Raw genomic sequence first — 16,991 nt, forward strand, 5'->3', positions numbered from 1 at the left:
TTATTATTTGATTTGCCAAAAATTGTATTATGCATGTGCCATTTGCACCGCTTGTTCAATATCAACTGCCACCATGCGTGATACGCCTGGCTCAGCCATTGTAACACCAGTCAATCGCCCTGCCATTTCCATGGCAATTTTATTATGACTAATGTAGATAAATTGCACCGATTGTGACATTTCTTCCACTAAACGGCAAAACCTGCCAACATTCGCATCATCGAGTGGTGCATCTACTTCATCCAGCATACAGAAAGGAGCTGGATTGAGCCTGAATATTGAAAACACTAATGATAATGCGGTCAGCGCTTTTTCTCCACCACTTAACAGGTGAATTGTTGAATTTTTCTTACCTGGTGGTCGTGCCATTATACTAACACCACTTTCGAGTAAATCATCACTGGTTAATTCAAGATATGCACTGCCACCACCAAATACTTTAGGGAATAACTCACCAAAATCTTGATTTACTTGATCGAAGGTCGCTTTAAAACGCGTTTTAGTCTCTCTATCTATCTTATTAATTGCACCTTCTAAACTCGATAGCGCATTGGTTAAATCATCTAATTGTTGTTCTAAATACTCGCTGCGCTGCTTAGCTTGTTCATATTCATCGATTGCCGCTAAATTTACCGCACCTAAATCCGTTACTCCCTGCACGACTCGGTTAAGTTGCGTTTGCATCCCCGATAAGCTGGCTGACTCAGGTAATTGCGCGAGTACGGTTTTTAAGTTTTGCTCAAGCTCATTTAACGGCTCTAATGCGGCTTGTGCCTTTACAAGCAAGCTTTGCTCTTCGAGTGCCAGCGTTTGCAGTGTCTCCTGCAACATTGTTAATTCACTTTGCGATGACTTCAGCACAGTTTGTTTATCTAATAGTGCCGCTTTAGCATCTGCTAACTGGTCATTGAGTTTACTTAATTCTTCTTCGCCTTGCTGGTGCTGTTCAAGCAATAATAAAATTTGTTCCGCGCTTTGTTCAAGCGGGATCACTAACTCTTCAATTTGACAACTGAGCTCTGATACAGCTTCACTGGCACTCTCATACGCAGTAAGTGCATGCTGAAGTTTAGTTTCACTTAATTGAGATTCACTACGAGCTTTTTGTTCAGCAAGATGCGCTTGATGAGCTTGAGTTTTATACTGCTCAAATACCGCATTGTGCTGCGTGTATTCGTTATCGCATGCTTGCTGATGTTGTTGTGCGTGTGTAAGTTGCGCTGCTAACTGCTGCTTTTGCTGCGCTAAACTATCAATAAGCTGTTGTTGATGCGCAATAGCTTGCGTTACGGATTGTTGTTCAGCAGTTAGTTGCTGGCGTTTTTCAGTTAGCTTTTGTTGTTGAGTGCGCCACTGTGTTAATTGCTCTTTAAGCATATCGCGCCGGGTACTCGCTGACGCTATTTTTTGTGCAAGTTGATGCACCGCTTCTTTTAAATTATCACCTTGAGTTAATAACTCGCGGTGTTTAACTTCATTCTCTGTGACGTCAGCATGCTTTGTTTGTCGTTGCTCCTGCAATGAGGTTGCCCACTCTTTTGCATCTTTTAGCTGCTTATGTTTGAGTAGTAATGAACTTTCTTCATCAGCTTGATTGCTTAGCTGCCAATTACGTCCATAGATTGTGCCATCCCTATCGATAGCCGCAAGCCAAAACTCATCACTGAATAAAGCCTGATCAAAATTATCTTGAACAGCAATTCGCTCTAATAAATCAGGGTAGACGCCATGCTCGATTAGCGCGGCAACAGAGTCAGTTTTGGCTTTATACGTACTTGGCCAAACACTATTGTTAGCCCTATCCGAGCATACAGTTAAGTGCGTTAATCCTAAAAGCGCTTGCTCTACAATTTGTTCACAACCAGACTGCACGCCAAGTTGGGCTAATAAATTAGCGTTACTTTGACTTGTTTGATCTGCCAGCATACTGGTTAAACCGGCAATTTGGGCTTTATTTTCATTAACCTCTTGTGTCACATTTTGCAGTACTGCTTGGCTTGTTGTTAATCTTTCATGCGCACTTTGTGTCGCCTGCTTAACGGTGTTTAACGCACTTTGCTTTGCCGCTAACTCTTTGGTTAGAGACTGCATTAACGCTTGCTGCTGCTCTAATTGTTGGGCAATTGCGTTATCTGCTAGATCTTTTCCCTGTTGCTCAATATCAGCAATTTGCGTATCGAGGTATTGTAAACTTTGCTGCTGCTGTGTTTGTGTATTACACTGTTTATTATGGTTATTTTCTAACGTTTGAAACTGTTCTTTCAGTGTTTGCCACTGTTCATAAGCGTGTTGTTTTTGCTGTTGTGATTGTTCAACTTGCTGTGCAATCTGCTCTACTTGCTCATCACAAATAAGTGTGTGCTCAATTGCATGCTGTAGTGCTTGTGCGAGCTCATCGGTATGCCATTGCTGCTGTAATTGCAGTTCTTGGTTTTGCAGTTGCAGGCTTTGTTGTTTAATTAAGTTTTGGCTCAGGGTTTGATGTTGTTGTTTTAAGCTAATTTGCTGTTGTTCAATTCGGGTTAGCTGAGTATGCGTATTATGTTGTGCATGTTGCGCATCACTGAGATGTTGCTGCTGTTGTTGTACTTTAACTTCTAAGCTCGCCAGTACATCATCATGGCCTGAGTTCGCTTGCTTAAAAAAATCAATTTGTTCATTTAATTTAGCAATCTGTTGATTTTTATCAACTTGCTGCTGATGCAGCTTTTGCCATTTTAAAACCGCAATTTGTCCCTTAAGCGTACGCTCTTGGTTCTTTAGCTCGCGATACTTTTTAGCATTAACTGATTGCACAGCCAATTTATCAACTTGTGTTTGCAACTCTTGGCGAACATCAAGTAAACGTTCTAAATTCTCTCGCGTACTCTTGATCCGAGTTTGCGTTTCTCGACGACGCTCTTTGTACTTTGAAACACCTGCGGCTTCTTCAAGAAATATTCGTAAATCAGCAGGTTTACTCTCAATTAAGCGTGAGATCATCCCCTGCTCAATAATTGCGTAGCTACGTGGGCCAAGCCCAGTGCCTAAAAATATGTCGGTAATATCACGTTTTCGACACTTACTGCCATTTAAAAAATACAATGATTGGCCATCACGAGTGACTAAACGCTTTATAGCAACTTGGTTACGATCGGCAAAAGTATTAGGGAGCTGGCCTTGAGTATTATCAAAAATCAGTTCGACAGAAGCTTGAGAGATAGGTTTTCGGTTAGTTGAGCCATTAAAAATAACATCGGTCATGGCATCGCCACGCAAATTTTTAGCCGAGCTTTCACCTAATACCCAACGCACCGCATCAATGACATTTGATTTGCCACAGCCATTAGGGCCAACGACACAGGTCATTTGATCAGGGAACGGAATTTTAGTGGGCTCTACAAAGGATTTAAAGCCCGCTAATTTTATGGTGCTCAAACGCATCTATTTGGTTTACCGATTGTTATTATTATTTACCAAGTACTAATCTAACCTATTTTGAGACAAAAGGTTAAGCTTGGCGTTTAAAGTTATCTAAAATAATACCTGTAGCCATAGCAACATTTAATGACTCCGCAGCACCAAATGCCGGAATCGTAATTTTATTGCTTACTAAAGCCGCGCATTCACTGCGAATGCCGTGTGACTCACTACCCATAAGTAACACACCAGATTGCGATAATTCAGTCTTGTGTAGGTTCTCACCCTCTAAAAATGCACCATAGATAGGCAAGTTAAGCGTTTTTAAATAAGCGGGTAATTCAACTTGGCTTACTGCTACTCGTACAAATGAGCCCATTGTGGCACTGATTGTTTTTGGATTATATGGATCTGCACTATCAATACTTGTCACTATGTGCTTTATACCATACCAATCGGCAACACGAATAATGGTGCCTAAATTTCCGGGATCTGAAACCCCATCAAGGGCTAAAATTAACCCTTCTGTGTTGGGTAGTTCTACTGTTGGCATTGCTACAACTGCAATTGCCGCATTGTTGGAAACTAAAGTACTGGCTTTTGTTAAGCTCTCTTCATCAGCCTCAATCATAGTGATTTTATTAAACTGAGACTGATACTGACTAATAAATGCAGCTGTGGCAAATACATCTACAGCCGCTAAATCACTTGCTAATAACTCAAGTACATTTTTCTCACCCTGTACAAGGTATTGATTATACTGCTTTCGGTACTTTTTTTGACCTAATGCACGAATTAACTTGAGTTGGTTTTTTGAAATCATAACAGCCTCATAAAATGACGCCGTGAGTATAGCAGATCTAACTAATAATTCTAAAATTGATACCTCATACTTTTTTATAAAAAGCAAAGATAATCAGTAAGTACAACTAATTATGATTGATTAAATAGGATTTATTTAGTAAGTTTTTGGACCTATCTTAAGGAAAGGAATAAAAATGGAACCCAGCACTGATTTTAATGAATCAACAACCAACGGATCTAAACAAAGTATTTTTCAAGGGCGAGTACAGTTTGGCGGCCAAGCCGGCGAATTTTTTGGTATTTGGTCTGTTAATATTTTACTCAGTATTTTAACCCTCGGCATTTATTCGGCATGGGCAAAAGTACGCACCTATCGCTATTTTTATAGCAACACCCGTATTGATGGCCACAGCTTTGATTATTTAGCCACCCCAATACAGATCCTCAAAGGGCGAATTTTAGCAATCATTGCATTCATTATTTACAGCCTAGTCGTACAATTTCTGCCTGTTATCGGTCTTTTATTCGCCCTCGGCTTTTTATTTTCAATGCCATGGATAATCAATCAAGGACTACGCTTTAATCTTCGTATGACCCGTCATCGTAATGTGCGTTTTGCGTTTGCAGGAAATTACGGTGATGCATTAGTTAATTTTGTTTTACTGCCCATAGCAAGTGTATTCACCTTTTACCTATTACTGCCTTATGCACTCAAACGTATTGACCAATATTTACACGAAAACATCAGTTACGGTAATAAGCCAATTAATGTAAACCTCAAAGGGGCCACCTATTATATGGCGGCATTAATCACCATTGGTGTTGCGATTGGCGGTTTAGTTATATTTAGTATTTTTGCTGGGTTAGGTGGTGTTGCTATAAACTTAACCAGCTTTGACACCGATAACTTTAATATCTCTACTTTAATTATCCCACTGTTAATTGCGGCGCTTTATGTGGCCTTTCTAACAATTGTGCGGGCTGTTTATGTATCAATAATTCGTAATCATATTTTTGATAGCAGTGAGTTTGAAGACGTTGCAAGTTTTAAATCTGATTTAAAACCCGTTGAATACGCGGTACTTCTGTTTACCAATGCACTGGCAATTATATTTACTTTAGGACTCGCCTATCCATGGGCAAAAATACGCAGAGCACGACTGCTTGCTATGGCCACCGAAGTTACGATTTACGAAGGCGCACTTGCCATTATTGATACTGTAGAAGAACAACAATCATCATTTGCCGAAGAAGCAGCAAATGTGTTTGATATTGATATTTCGCTTACTTGATGAGTAAACATTATATTAAAGGCTGCTATTACTACCCTAATAGCAGCCAGCACCAACAATGCTTTGCAGCAAGCAATAAGAGCCAAATACAACTTGTTGATTCACAGCAAAGAAATACGCTTTTATCTGTACTTATTACTGAGTGCCAAATTGAAAGCCCGCTTCCTGGTGTGGCTTCAGAATTAAACTTTGCTGGCGGTGGCCGCTTTGTTCCAGAGGATATTAACCATCGCTGGGCATTTACGCATACAAAAACGGGCATGAGTGAACGCCTCGAAAAATCTAAGCCACTCATACTTGCCTCAGTCATTTTAATACCTTTATTACTGTGGTTTATTTTATATCGCGGCATCCCCGCTATCGCTGTGTATAGTGTCAGTTTAGCCTCACCTGCTACTGTAGAGGCCATGGGTAACCAAAGTTTAAAAGTAATTGAAAAAGTAGCATTAGCTCCTTCTCAATTACCTGATGAAACTCAAAATAATATACAGCAACAATGGCAGCAAATGCTTGATGAGCTAAACTTAGATAGCACTATATTTAGGCTCTCTTTTTATCAATCGGATTACTTCGCAGCTAACGCCTTTGCATTGCCGCATGGGCGTGTGATTGTGACCGATGAATTAGTCACTTTACTTAAGGATAAACCGGATGCTTTGCGGGCTATTTTACTTCATGAAATCGGCCATGTTGAGTACCAACATGGGATTCGCTTAGCGGCACAAGCGACTGCCAGTACCATAGTGTTAGCGGTTATTTTTGGTGACTTAGAAGGGATCACTGAAGTGGTGCTTGGTTCTAGTTCTTCTTTTTTGCAACAAGCGTTTTCCCGGGATATGGAGCGAGAAGCCGACAAATACGCTATCGAAAAGTTAATCGCATTAGGTTACTCTAATAATGATTTTGCCGATGCCATACAAGCACTGCAAAACAAATTAGATGAGCAAGCACAGCTTGATGACTCGTGGTTTAAGTACTTATCTACACACCCAAGCTCACAAGAGCGAATTGATTTTGCGAGGCAATACACACCACAATGACACCTGAGTTAACATTAATTACCTTGGTTATTACTGTCATCGCGTTAGGTTACGGAGTTATTTACCCACGCTTTGCTGGCAATAGTTTCACAAAAGTATCGATTCAGGACTTGTTTGCTACCACAATTACATTACTAATTGCTGGCAACCTCTTTTATGATACAGGCGTTGAGTTTAGCTGGTTAGGGTTTAATGTAAATTGGTTTTGGTTCACGTTTTTAACCTACATACTCATCGAGATTCCTGTGTGTTTAGCGTATGCCAAAAAACACAATATGAAGTTCAAGTGAGCTATGTAAATAGACAACAAAAAAGCGCCAACATGGCGCTTTTTATTTAACCTAAGCTCTGGCGGTTTAGTACTTATGCTTTAGCGCCCACAAGTGCAGTAATTCATTAGCAATAGTCGCAGCTGCAATTGCAGTGAGCTCACTTTGATCATACGACGGCGACACTTCTACAACATCCATTCCTACCATATTTATGCCCTTGAGTGCGCGTATAATTTTCAGCACTTTGTCGCTGGTCAAGCCGCCACACACTGGCGTCCCAGTTCCGGGCGCAAACGCCGGATCCAAACAATCAATATCAAAAGTAATATACACGGGTAACTCCCCCACCCGCGCTAAAATTTGCTCAGCAATCACTTGCGCCGATAAATCATTTGCTGCCATCGCATCAATGACTGCAAATTCATGTTTACTTTGATCAAAGTCAGTACGAATACCGATTTGAATGCTGTGCTCTACATCTATCAGCCCCTCCACAGGCGCATGATAAAACATAGTGCCGTGATCATAACGCGATCCATTACTGTAGGTGTCGGTATGCGCATCAAAATGCACTAAAGCCATTTTGCCAAAGCGTTTAGCATGGGCACGCAGTAAAGGCAAAGTAACAAAATGATCACCCCCTAGGCCGAGTAATGTTTTACCCTGACGTAAAATTTGCTCCGCGGCTAATTCAAGCTGCGCAGTAAAATACTCAGGGTCGCCAACTGGGTAAGTAAAGTCCCCAGCATCAGCTAATTTTAAACGTTCAAACAAAGGAAACGTCCAAGGGTACTTAGTTTCTTCCCACGCTAAGTGCACCGATGCACGACGAATTGCGTCAGGCCCCAAACGTGCTCCTGGGCGACCCGATGTCGCCAAATCAAACGGCAAGCCAAGCACCACTACATCTGCATTGATATCAGTGATATTTTGTACCATTGGCTGACGCAAAAACGTCATGCCGTTGGAGTATAACGAATGATCAGTATGATCAAACAAGGTGGTCATATTAAAGCTCTTCTAAATATGTATAACCGTCTAAACCCGCTTGTAATTCATCAAGCACACTTTGCTGTTCGTTTACTGGAAGTTTACTCACCACCAGCTGTGCATAAGAAGACTGAAAGCCTTCAACATCAAGATGAACATAACGCATCATATCTGCCACTGTGTCACCTTGGTTGACCTCTACTATACTGGCATCGCCATGTTCACCCATAGTGATCATAGCACTGTGAGTATCACCAAATAAATTATGCATATCACCTAAGATTTCTTGATAAGCACCCACCAAAAAAAAGCCCATTAAATAAGGTTTTTCAGCACAAAATTCCGGAACAGGTAATGTACTTTCAATACCTTGGCCATCCACATAATGTTCAAGGGCACCGTCTGAATCGCAAGTGATATCCAATAATACTGCTCGTTTTTTTGGTGCCTCTGTTAAACCACTTAATGGTAATACCGGAAACACCTGATCAATCCCCCACGCATCAGGTAATGACTGAAACAGTGAGAAGTTAACAAAAAACTTGTCTGCTAACCGCGCATTGAGTTCATCGATGATCGGACGATGAAAACGGTTTTTATTATCCATGTGTTTATTCAGCTCGTAACACACTCTTAAGTTAATTTGTTCAGCCCATGCGCGTTGAGTTAAATCTAATAAGCCCATTGCAAATTGGTTATGCGCTTCAGCTAAGTCACCTTGGCTATCATGATAAATTTCAATTAATGCACGGTCATCAGTAAGTACATGTAATTGCTGCCACGACTGCCACATATTTTTCAGTAATAACGGTGCATCGGCTGTTGGTGCTTGAACATCCTCGGGTACATAGCTTTCAGTGCCAATAACATTCGAAATAAGCACCGCATGATGCGCGGTTAAAGCGCGACCTGACTCTGAAATAATCGTCGGAAATGGTTGCTCATACTGCTTACAAATATCACCGATGGTATAAACAATATTATTTGCATACTCAGCTAGACTATAGTTCATCGAGTTATGCGACTGGCTCCGTGTTCCGTCATAATCTACCGCTAAGCCCCCGCCGACATCTAAACAGTCTATTTGTGCGCCTAACTTGCGCAATTCACAGTAGAAACGTGCAGCTTCACTTACGCCAAGACGAACATCGCGAATATTGGCCATTTGTGACCCTAAGTGAAAATGCACCAACTGTACTAAATCAAGCTGAGAAGATTCTTTTAATCTATTTACCACATGTAAAACTTGTGATGCTGATAAACCAAATTTTGACTTTTCGCCACCGCTTGCTTGCCATTTTCCTTTCCCTTGCGACGCTAAACGGACACGAATACCAATCCGAGGCATTACATTAAGCTCTTTCGCTTGGCTAAGTACCATATCTAGTTCAGAGAGTTTCTCTAATACGATATACACTTTATGGCCTAACTTTTCGCCAATCAATGCAAGACGCACGTATTCTTTATCTTTATAGCCATTACATACAATCACAGCACTGGTTTTTTCCGCCATAGCAAGCACAGTGAGTAACTCGGGCTTACTCCCCGCTTCAAGGCCTAGTTGCTTCTTTTCAATATTAGCTTGGCTGGCAACTATTTCTTCAACTACTTCTCGTTGTTGGTTTACTTTTATTGGGTAAACCAGTAAGTAGTCTTTTGGGTAACCGTAGCTTTCAATAGCAGTGTTAAATGCCGCACATAAGCTGTGCACACGGTGATGTAAAATCTGCGGAAAACGCACTAAAGCCGGTAAACTAATACCTTTATCTTCAAGCTGTTTGGCAATATCAATGAATGCAATGGTTTGCTTTGGGGCATCGGCCTTGGGCGCAACATAAACATCACCTTGATCATTTATACCAAAAAAACCTTGGCTCCAATGACGAACATTGTAACTCGTGCGAGCTTGTTCTAGTGATGTTGTATCTTTCATTTATCTTTCTCTGTTATTTAATGATGCCAAGAACAAACTCGGCGAATTGCGCGCATTAAAAGAAAAAAGGAAGATTAAGTCCAACAAGTATTTTTACTCGTAACGAGTGAAATTTAGTGTTGATAATTAGAAATGCAATATAGAAACCCTAACCCCATTAAAACAAAGCATTGCGAGCCTACTACGCTAAATAAAACAAAGGTTTCGGCCAGTGGTGGGGAAGAAATGGTGGCATGTTTAATTAATTTTTAGATTTAATCACTTTGCTGATTTCATCTGCTTTTGATGACTTTGAGCCTAACACTCGCCATGCTTGATATTCTTCACCATTGAGCCAAGTTATGCCTATGTATTCTTGCCAATGCTCAAAGTCGCGGGTTCTGTAGCGCTCTTCACCGCAGCCACCTGCGCCTATTACAGTGCGACAAAGAGTAAGGGTTAAGTAAGTGCCATCAAATTGCAATGGGCTTTTGTTTTCTAATTGATTAGGACACGATGCCAGTAATCGAAATGGGATCTGTAAAATGACGCGGGCTGTTTTATCACCATCATTATTAATAACTCGCGTTATAGAGTCACATGATTTTAAGTAAAACTCATCATTCTCAATCACAACATCTGGCTCTAAAGACGCCCACCACGGCTCAGCCGGTATGGGTTCAGAATTCCCTTTGTTATGATCGTCGCAGGCAGTGAAGAAAATAAAGCAGCTAAAAATTAAACAGAGTGATTTTTGGGTTTTCATAACGCCTCTTAAACGTGGGTTATATCTACTCAACTGCTTTGTAAAAATTAAATAAGTTTACTGACTAAGCCCAAGTTCCATAAATAAGCTTTGAGGATTTTCACTGTAATTGCCAAATGGCCCACAAGACTTAAAACCTAAGTTTTCGTATAAATTAATCGATTTTGTTTGTTTTGGGCCTGTTTCTAGTCGGATCAAAGGAATTTGCTCTTCCCCTGCATGGTGCAGCAGGATTTGCATAATGCGACGAGACAACCCTTTACCACGGTAGCTTGGTTTAACATATAAACGGCGAATTTCACCATAGGGAGGAGTATCAAATTGCTTTACTATCGCGCCACACGCAACAATACCATCCTCGTTTTTCAAGCCTATCGCATACACGTTATCTTGATTTAATTGATCAACACTAAGTGATTGCGCTGTGGCCACTGGATATAAGGAGCAAATAAGTCGGTCGATATCAGCAAAAACATTAATCACATCCTGGTCATTGGGGTTTAAATCGACTAACTGCATAGAACATCTCAATTTTTATTAAAAATTTGTTGTCAAACTATACCGAATTGTAACAAATGAACAACCTTGTTCGGCCAGTTTTTATCACTTTAAGCTTATAAATTTACTGTACAACGAAAATAATGCAGTGATAAAGGCGTATAGTGTTCAGGCATAGTCAAAGAATTTTCGATGCTCAACTCCAGCCAAGTTAGCATTTACTTTATTCGGGTGCTTATATTCGCGCCAATTAGCCACGTTCCGGCCAACATTTAATTTAGCAAAATCGGCTTCTCCCTGGGTTGGCAACGCCAAAAACTGCTTTAACTTTAACAAACTCCCTTGCTCGCTCACATCAAGGCATAAAAAATCATCGCGATTTTTAAAATATTCAAATACTGCGAATTGATGCTCTAAAAAATAACGCGTCAAGGTTGTTGTTGATAAAGGATGTATCGCAGGGAACGTTTGATGAAAACTACGCTTAAGCACAGGGCTAAAATGACCGCCTTTGAACTCAAGATGCGGTGCCATTTTTTCCAGTAGCATCTTAATCGACGGTAACCACTTCTCTACATCACGATTTAAATAGACAAATTTAGAATTAGGGAATAACTTGTCTAGGTGCATGTAATCACTAAAACAAGGGGCATCTGATATCGCATCAGCCACTTCAAACGCTTTTTTAGTAAAAGCAGTATGCGCCACGTGTAAACCTAACTCAAGTAACGCAACACTAATGCTAGTAGTCCCGGTTCTTGGCAACCCGATTATAAAAACCTTTGACATACAGCACTCAATTTAAAAAAGAATGAGTATATAGCTAAAGATATAGATAACCTACCAAAAAACCCACTTTACAGGCAGTCAGTGGGTCTACCTTTACTGCAAAACCTTAATCAACTACTAAACTTTAAAAAAGCTTATCAGTTTGGTCATAGATTGTGTCTGCTTAACCAGCAAGTCAATTTGCTCACTGATTGTATGTAGGCTTTGGGCATTATCATCAGCAAGCGTTTTTATTTTAATTACATTGTTATCCACATCTGCAGCAACGGACGATTGCTCTTCAGCCCCAACGGCTACTTGGTTATTTGTATCAACAATTTCATTAATTGACGAGACGATTAAACTCAATGACTGACTAGATTCAGCCGTTAGTTCAACCACTAAATCCCCTTTTTCATTCGATGTGGCCATGACTTTAACAACGTCCGAAGCGCCAGTTTGAATTGCTTCTATAATATTAGTAATCTCACTAATAGATTCTTGCGTTTTTTGTGCTAATGTACGTACCTCATCAGCTACCACCGCAAAGCCACGACCTTGTTCGCCAGCTCTTGCTGCTTCTATAGCTGCATTTAATGCTAATAAATTGGTTTGCTCTGCGATCCCTCTAATAACATCTAAGATTCCTTCAATGTTTGCGCTATTTTCACTTAAGGTGTTAACTACGGTAGATGCATGACCTAAAGCTTGTGCTAGCTCTGTCATGGCAGACTCAGTCTTAGTAACAACCCCTTTGGATGTTTCAACACTTTGCTCTGCCACTTGACTTGTATTAGAGGCATTACTAGCACTGTGAGATATTTGCATAGCTGCCGCAGCCATTTCATTGATAGCGGTAGCAACCATGTCAGTTTCTAATTGCTGATTTTGCACCGAGTTACTCGCGCCTGATACCGAATGCAAAATAGTTTCGCTGGAATTTTCTAACTCCTGGGTCACTTGCTTTAGTTGTTCAACTACATTTCTTAATGAGTCTGCAGATTGTGTTAGCGCACTATTTAATTGGCTAAATTCATCGCTTCCAGAAACTTCAATTCGTTGCGTTAAATCCCCCTTAGCAATGTTTTGTGCAAAATTAACCGACAAGGCTAACGGACCCATAATTGACTTTATTAACCACCAGCTCAGTAGTGCCGCAATTACAAATGCAAAAACCAACACCACTATCATAATCGTTTGCGCTTGTTCACTTTGTTTGTCTGCAATTACCATTTCCTCGCTAACAAGCGCTGACATTCTATTAGATGCATTCCCGGCAACTTGCAGCATCGCTGTCTGCATGTCGTTTAACTGGGTAAAAGCGGCCACTGTGTTATTAAAAATAAGTTGATATTCACTGAGCTCTTGCTGTAATTGAGAGAGTAATTGCAAAGTTGCAGGCGACTGCATCATGCCTTTCATCTCATCAATCAGCAGCTTTAACTTTTGGATGTTATTTGTAATTTGAGTATTCGTTTGTTGGTCTTGTGTTGTTGAGTATTTCCATACAGCCACTCGCGTTTCATTGAACAAATCACGAAATTGCTTAGCTTTTAAGAAACGGCTAAATTCTGTAAAGTCTTGCTGGTTTTGCTTAAAGTAAGCTTCAATACTCGCTAACGTTTCATCAATTGCAGTACCAACATTGAGCGCTGCCGTATCAAACTGTGTCCGTGAGCTTATTAGTGCCTGTTTAGCTTGGCTAAACTCTTTAAATAGCTTGATAAACTCATTGATGTCAGCCTGTATGCTATCCACTTGACGAATACTTGTATCGACTTCCATTTTCTTTTTAACACTCGCGAGTAAAGCTAACGCCTCACTGGAGTACTCTATTGCTTGCTGTTTAAAGCTCTCGGATTCTTGAATCATATAATCAGCTTGAGCTAGCCTTGATGCATATAAATCAGCATCTGCAAATGTGATATCAAGCATCATATCTGATTGCTTAGCCTGAGATTTTAAAGAAAGGGATGCGAACACACCTAACACTAAAGTTAAAGACAGAATTATGCCAAAAATAACATAGAGTTTTTTCTTTACTGTAAACTGACCCATTCGCGTTTCCTAATAAGCATACATAACTAATTGACAAAATTGAGTTCTACCCCTCAAATATTATAGTACACAATTTAAATTATGTATGATTAAGCCAGCTAGGAAAATTCAGATATTTCAAAATAAAAACATAGTGTTACAAATATTTATGAGAATTAAACGAATCTTGAAATACGTTAAAAGTACCAGATAATAGTTTGTTACTTAAAAGTACTGTTAAAAATAACTGAGCAATTTATAATTTAGCCATATGATAAAAATAATCTGAGGTATTTTTGTGCAGTTTACCCAAGGTATAGAGTACTTTTTTTCCGGCTTCAAATTGATCACACAAAAAGGTTTAAAACGATTTGTGTTTATTCCTTTATTAATAAATATTGCGCTTTTTGGTAGTTCGCTGTTTTTTTTATACGGATGGCTAACTGAAGGGTTTACTTATTTAACCAACATGCTGCCAAGTTGGCTGAGCTGGCTTGAGTGGCTAATGTGGCCTATTGCTATATTAGTCATTCTATTTAGTTACAGTATGCTTTTTACGGTGATCACTAACTTTATTGCAGCCCCCTTTAATGGACTGCTAAGTGAAAAAGTAGAGCTGCATTTAACCGGCCAAAAAATTAATGATGACGGCTTCGCTGACTTATTAAAAGATGTTCCGCGAATGCTTGGCCGTGAATGGACAAAGCTGTGTTATTACCTGCCACGGGCGATTGGTTTCTTTATTTTATTATGGATATTACCCGTTATCGGCCAAGTTTTATGGGTGTTGTTTACTTGTTGGATGTATGCGGTGCAATATAAAGACTATGCATTTGATAACCATAAGATCTGTTTTAAACAAATGAAGCAAGATTTAAAACAAAAGCAGGGCTTATCCTACGGTTTTGGTTTAGCTGTTATGTTACTTACGGCAATTCCAATCGTTAATTTAATTGTAATGCCTGTGGCTGTGTGCGGAGCTACGCGTTTATGGGTAGATAACTACCGACCAAATTACCGAAATTAATTTTAAAGCACAGCTGTTTTGCTGTGCTTTTTTCTAGCTAAAAAATTAACTATACAAACTCTGTGGTACTTTGGTGACATTCAAGTGCACCGTTATCTCTTCTCTATCATGATATAAATGCTTTGCTTGTAATTCATAGCTGATACTGTATTTATCAAGTTCTTCCCTTATCATGGTTAAGCACTCATAAACGCTGTCAAAACGTTTTTTCATAGGGAGTTTTAAATTAAATATGAGTTCTTTAGCATACGCGTTGACAGCCCAGTCAATCATCAAGTTTGTTACTTTGGTGGGCTTTTCAACCATGTCACACACTAACCATTGTATATTGCGCTTTTCTGGCCGGTATTTAAAACCATCTGCTCTAAAGTGCTTAATTTGCCCCGTTTCCATTAAATCATCGTTCATTGGGCCGTTATCAATAGCACTGACAAACATGCCGCGGCGCACTAGCTGATATGTCCATCCTCCTGGGCATGCCCCCAAATCTACGCCGCGCATCCCTGCTTGTACCCGTGACTCAACTTCATTAGGCGGTATAAATACATTAAATGCTTCATCAAGTTTTAAAGTCGAACGGCTAGGCGCATCACTTGGCATACGCAAGCGCAAAATACCCATAAAGAATGGTGAATTATTGTAGCTGTATGAATGTCCCACGTAGGCTGTATTGTTAGTCAAAAACATCACATGCATAACCGGACGATTAGCTTTGGGCTCACGCAGTACGGTGTTTTGTTTTTCTAACGCTTTTTTGAGAGGAGTTGATATTTTTTTACAAAAGGTTAAAAGCTCTTTGCCTTCATTAGTATCAGGGGTTTCTACACGTAGTTCTGAGCACAGCGGAAAATCGGCTGCTGCGGTTTTAATTTCACCAACCCGGTCTTCAACGGGCATATTCTCAAGTAACCTTCCTGCGAACCATTGGCGTGCAAACACCATATTTTTAAAATCGACTTTTTTGATGATCTCGTCACTGTGTGATGCTTCAAAGCACTCATAAACCACATAACCTGTGTTAGGTTTGGCTTTCACATAACCGGCAAATCCTTGCTCTGCAGCATGAAAGGTTATTTCTGCTGCGGCATCACTTTCAAACCCGCTTCGACAATAAATCACTACGCTTGACATAAAAACCCTTAAATTGCGCATTCCACGCTAATTTTTTTATTAAAATTTAAACCGTGCAACTTGCACTAAAATAATCAACCAGCCAACAATAAAACACAGTCCACCTAAAGGTGTAATTGGTCCAAGCCATTTATGCCCCGTTACAGCCAGTAAATATAAGCTCCCACTAAAGAGTAAGATACCTGCAATAAAAAACCAGCCTGCGGCAGTTAAATTTAAGCCCCACTTTATTAAAATAGCCACGGCAATAAGCGCAAGGCCATGGAACATTTGATACTCAGCAGCGGTTTTAAACACGCCGATTGCATACTCAGAAACGCGACTTTTTAAACCATGGGCGGCAAATGCGCCTAGCACCACTGATAACATACAAAACAAGCTACCAGCCATGAGAAATAGTTTGATCATAGCAATCTCCTTTAATTCGACTAACAATGCTGCTTAATAAATTTACTTGCGTGCTCAGCTGCTACCTGTAAATTTTGCTCAAGCGTTATGCCACTTTTTTTCCGTGGTTTTAAAGAGTGATCGCCATCCGTTAACCAGACAAATTCGGGGCGTTTATCAAACGTTAGTGCATTTAACTCTTCACGGGTACCAAATGTATCTCGCTCACCTTGAAGCACCATAAATGGACATGGAATATCGCCGAAATGCTCAATACGTAACTTCTCGGGCTTACCCGGCGGATGAAATGGATAACCAAAAGCTAACACACCATTGATCTTTTTATTTGTCTCACATACCAGCATTGAGGCCATTCTGCCCCCCATTGACTTACCACCTATAAATAATGGCAATGTTGGCTCTGTTTGTTCAATAACTTGGGCAAAATAAACAAGTAATTTGGGGGCTCGCTCAGGCGGTCTACGTTTCTTGGTTTGTTTAGCGATTTGCATATATTCAAAGTCAAATAGCCCAACATTAATACCTTGCTCGGCTAATAAACTTGCCATCTGTTGCATAAACTCAGAGTCACTGCCCGCACCTGCCCCATGAGCAAAAATAAACTGTGCGTGGGCTGATTGTTTTGCTTTTATCCATTGTATTGTCAT

General features: G+C 40.1%; 15 protein-coding genes. 4 read left to right on the top strand and 11 right to left on the bottom strand.

The genetic code is table 11. From position 1 onward, the window contains the following. Positions 1 to 27: 27 nt before the first annotated feature. Both NQT69_RS06685 and NQT69_RS06690 read right to left on the bottom strand, forming a co-directional pair. Positions 28 to 3,423, bottom strand: coding sequence for an AAA family ATPase (locus NQT69_RS06685; RefSeq protein ID WP_256826896.1), 3,396 nt, complete (start codon positions 3,421 to 3,423; stop codon positions 28 to 30). Between the two features lie 67 nt (positions 3,424 to 3,490). Next, positions 3,491 to 4,222, bottom strand: coding sequence for an RNA methyltransferase (locus NQT69_RS06690; protein WP_256826897.1), 732 nt, complete (start codon positions 4,220 to 4,222; stop codon positions 3,491 to 3,493). 175 nt (positions 4,223 to 4,397) lie between these two features. On the opposite strand from NQT69_RS06690, the gene NQT69_RS06695 reads away from it, so the two are divergent. From NQT69_RS06695 to NQT69_RS06705, 3 genes are read left to right on the top strand one after another with little or no spacing between them, the layout of a single operon-like run. Next, the gene (locus tag NQT69_RS06695; RefSeq protein WP_256826898.1) at positions 4,398 to 5,495 is read left to right on the top strand and encodes a YjgN family protein; all 1,098 of its coding nucleotides are present in this window, start codon (positions 4,398 to 4,400) and stop codon (positions 5,493 to 5,495) included. After that, positions 5,495 to 6,535, top strand: coding sequence for a M48 family metallopeptidase (locus NQT69_RS06700; protein ID WP_256826899.1), 1,041 nt, complete (start codon positions 5,495 to 5,497; stop codon positions 6,533 to 6,535). The genes NQT69_RS06695 and NQT69_RS06700 overlap by 1 nt, the downstream gene beginning before the upstream one ends. Then, the gene (locus tag NQT69_RS06705; protein ID WP_256826900.1) at positions 6,532 to 6,825 is read left to right on the top strand and encodes a hypothetical protein; all 294 of its coding nucleotides are present in this window, start codon (positions 6,532 to 6,534) and stop codon (positions 6,823 to 6,825) included. The genes NQT69_RS06700 and NQT69_RS06705 overlap by 4 nt, the downstream gene beginning before the upstream one ends. 66 nt (positions 6,826 to 6,891) lie before the next feature. Here NQT69_RS06705 and speB read toward each other — a convergent pair whose 3' ends face one another. The 6 genes from speB to NQT69_RS06735 all read right to left on the bottom strand — a co-directional run bounded on the left by speB (position 6,892) and on the right by NQT69_RS06735 (position 13,799). Next, positions 6,892 to 7,815, bottom strand: a complete 924-nt coding sequence (gene speB, locus NQT69_RS06710) for an agmatinase (RefSeq protein WP_256826901.1) — start codon at positions 7,813 to 7,815, stop codon at positions 6,892 to 6,894. A 1-nt stretch (position 7,816) separates the two neighbouring features. Beyond that, positions 7,817 to 9,730: a biosynthetic arginine decarboxylase gene (speA, locus tag NQT69_RS06715; protein ID WP_256826902.1), complete on the bottom strand. Its 1,914-nt coding sequence runs from the start codon at positions 9,728 to 9,730 to the stop codon at positions 7,817 to 7,819. A 241-nt stretch (positions 9,731 to 9,971) separates the two neighbouring features. Beyond that, positions 9,972 to 10,475 carry a hypothetical protein gene (locus NQT69_RS06720; protein ID WP_256826903.1) on the bottom strand — a complete coding sequence of 168 codons (504 nt, stop codon included), beginning with the start codon at positions 10,473 to 10,475 and terminating at the stop codon, positions 9,972 to 9,974. Positions 10,476 to 10,532: 57 nt separating this feature from the next. After that, entirely contained in the window at positions 10,533 to 10,994 is a 462-nt protein-coding gene (locus NQT69_RS06725; RefSeq protein ID WP_256826904.1) for a GNAT family N-acetyltransferase, read from the bottom strand. Between the two features lie 147 nt (positions 10,995 to 11,141). Further along, positions 11,142 to 11,762, bottom strand: a complete 621-nt coding sequence (locus NQT69_RS06730) for a sulfotransferase (RefSeq protein WP_256826905.1) — start codon at positions 11,760 to 11,762, stop codon at positions 11,142 to 11,144. Positions 11,763 to 11,879: 117 nt separating this feature from the next. Continuing rightward, entirely contained in the window at positions 11,880 to 13,799 is a 1,920-nt protein-coding gene (locus NQT69_RS06735) for a methyl-accepting chemotaxis protein (RefSeq protein ID WP_256826906.1), read from the bottom strand. A gap of 277 nt (positions 13,800 to 14,076) precedes the next feature. Between NQT69_RS06735 and cysZ the strand changes: the two genes are divergently transcribed. After that, positions 14,077 to 14,805, top strand: coding sequence for a sulfate transporter CysZ (cysZ, locus tag NQT69_RS06740; protein ID WP_256826907.1), 729 nt, complete (start codon positions 14,077 to 14,079; stop codon positions 14,803 to 14,805). 45 nt (positions 14,806 to 14,850) lie between these two features. Here the strand turns inward: cysZ and rlmM are convergent, their stop codons facing one another. The 3 genes from rlmM to NQT69_RS06755 are packed head-to-tail and all read right to left on the bottom strand — an operon-like array spanning position 14,851 to position 16,991. Continuing rightward, positions 14,851 to 15,936: a 23S rRNA (cytidine(2498)-2'-O)-methyltransferase RlmM gene (rlmM, locus tag NQT69_RS06745; RefSeq protein ID WP_256826908.1), complete on the bottom strand. Its 1,086-nt coding sequence runs from the start codon at positions 15,934 to 15,936 to the stop codon at positions 14,851 to 14,853. A 39-nt stretch (positions 15,937 to 15,975) separates the two neighbouring features. Further along, entirely contained in the window at positions 15,976 to 16,344 is a 369-nt protein-coding gene (locus tag NQT69_RS06750; protein WP_256826909.1) for a DUF423 domain-containing protein, read from the bottom strand. A 20-nt stretch (positions 16,345 to 16,364) separates the two neighbouring features. Continuing rightward, positions 16,365 to 16,991: an alpha/beta family hydrolase gene (locus tag NQT69_RS06755; RefSeq protein WP_256826910.1), complete on the bottom strand. Its 627-nt coding sequence runs from the start codon at positions 16,989 to 16,991 to the stop codon at positions 16,365 to 16,367.

This window comes from Pseudoalteromonas shioyasakiensis, from assembly GCF_024518675.1.
GTDB lineage: Bacteria > Pseudomonadota > Gammaproteobacteria > Enterobacterales > Alteromonadaceae > Pseudoalteromonas > Pseudoalteromonas shioyasakiensis_B.

Excerpts from the sequence above, each read along its gene's own strand:
- rlmM (WP_256826908.1), bottom strand. The coding sequence starts at position 15,936 with ATGTCAAGCGTAGTGATTTATTGTCGAAGCGGGTTTGAAAGTGATGCC.
- NQT69_RS06705 (WP_256826900.1), top strand. The coding sequence starts at position 6,532 with ATGACACCTGAGTTAACATTAATTACCTTGGTTATTACTGTCATCGCG.
- speB (WP_256826901.1), bottom strand. The coding sequence starts at position 7,815 with ATGACCACCTTGTTTGATCATACTGATCATTCGTTATACTCCAACGGC.
- NQT69_RS06685 (WP_256826896.1), bottom strand. The coding sequence starts at position 3,423 with ATGCGTTTGAGCACCATAAAATTAGCGGGCTTTAAATCCTTTGTAGAG.
- NQT69_RS06750 (WP_256826909.1), bottom strand. The coding sequence starts at position 16,344 with ATGATCAAACTATTTCTCATGGCTGGTAGCTTGTTTTGTATGTTATCA.
- NQT69_RS06725 (WP_256826904.1), bottom strand. The coding sequence starts at position 10,994 with ATGCAGTTAGTCGATTTAAACCCCAATGACCAGGATGTGATTAATGTT.
- NQT69_RS06700 (WP_256826899.1), top strand. The coding sequence starts at position 5,495 with ATGAGTAAACATTATATTAAAGGCTGCTATTACTACCCTAATAGCAGC.
- NQT69_RS06690 (WP_256826897.1), bottom strand. The coding sequence starts at position 4,222 with ATGATTTCAAAAAACCAACTCAAGTTAATTCGTGCATTAGGTCAAAAA.
- speA (WP_256826902.1), bottom strand. The coding sequence starts at position 9,730 with ATGAAAGATACAACATCACTAGAACAAGCTCGCACGAGTTACAATGTT.
- NQT69_RS06695 (WP_256826898.1), top strand. The coding sequence starts at position 4,398 with ATGGAACCCAGCACTGATTTTAATGAATCAACAACCAACGGATCTAAA.
- NQT69_RS06720 (WP_256826903.1), bottom strand. The coding sequence starts at position 10,475 with ATGAAAACCCAAAAATCACTCTGTTTAATTTTTAGCTGCTTTATTTTC.
- NQT69_RS06735 (WP_256826906.1), bottom strand. The coding sequence starts at position 13,799 with ATGGGTCAGTTTACAGTAAAGAAAAAACTCTATGTTATTTTTGGCATA.
- NQT69_RS06755 (WP_256826910.1), bottom strand. The coding sequence starts at position 16,991 with ATGACAATACAATGGATAAAAGCAAAACAATCAGCCCACGCACAGTTT.
- NQT69_RS06730 (WP_256826905.1), bottom strand. The coding sequence starts at position 11,762 with ATGTCAAAGGTTTTTATAATCGGGTTGCCAAGAACCGGGACTACTAGC.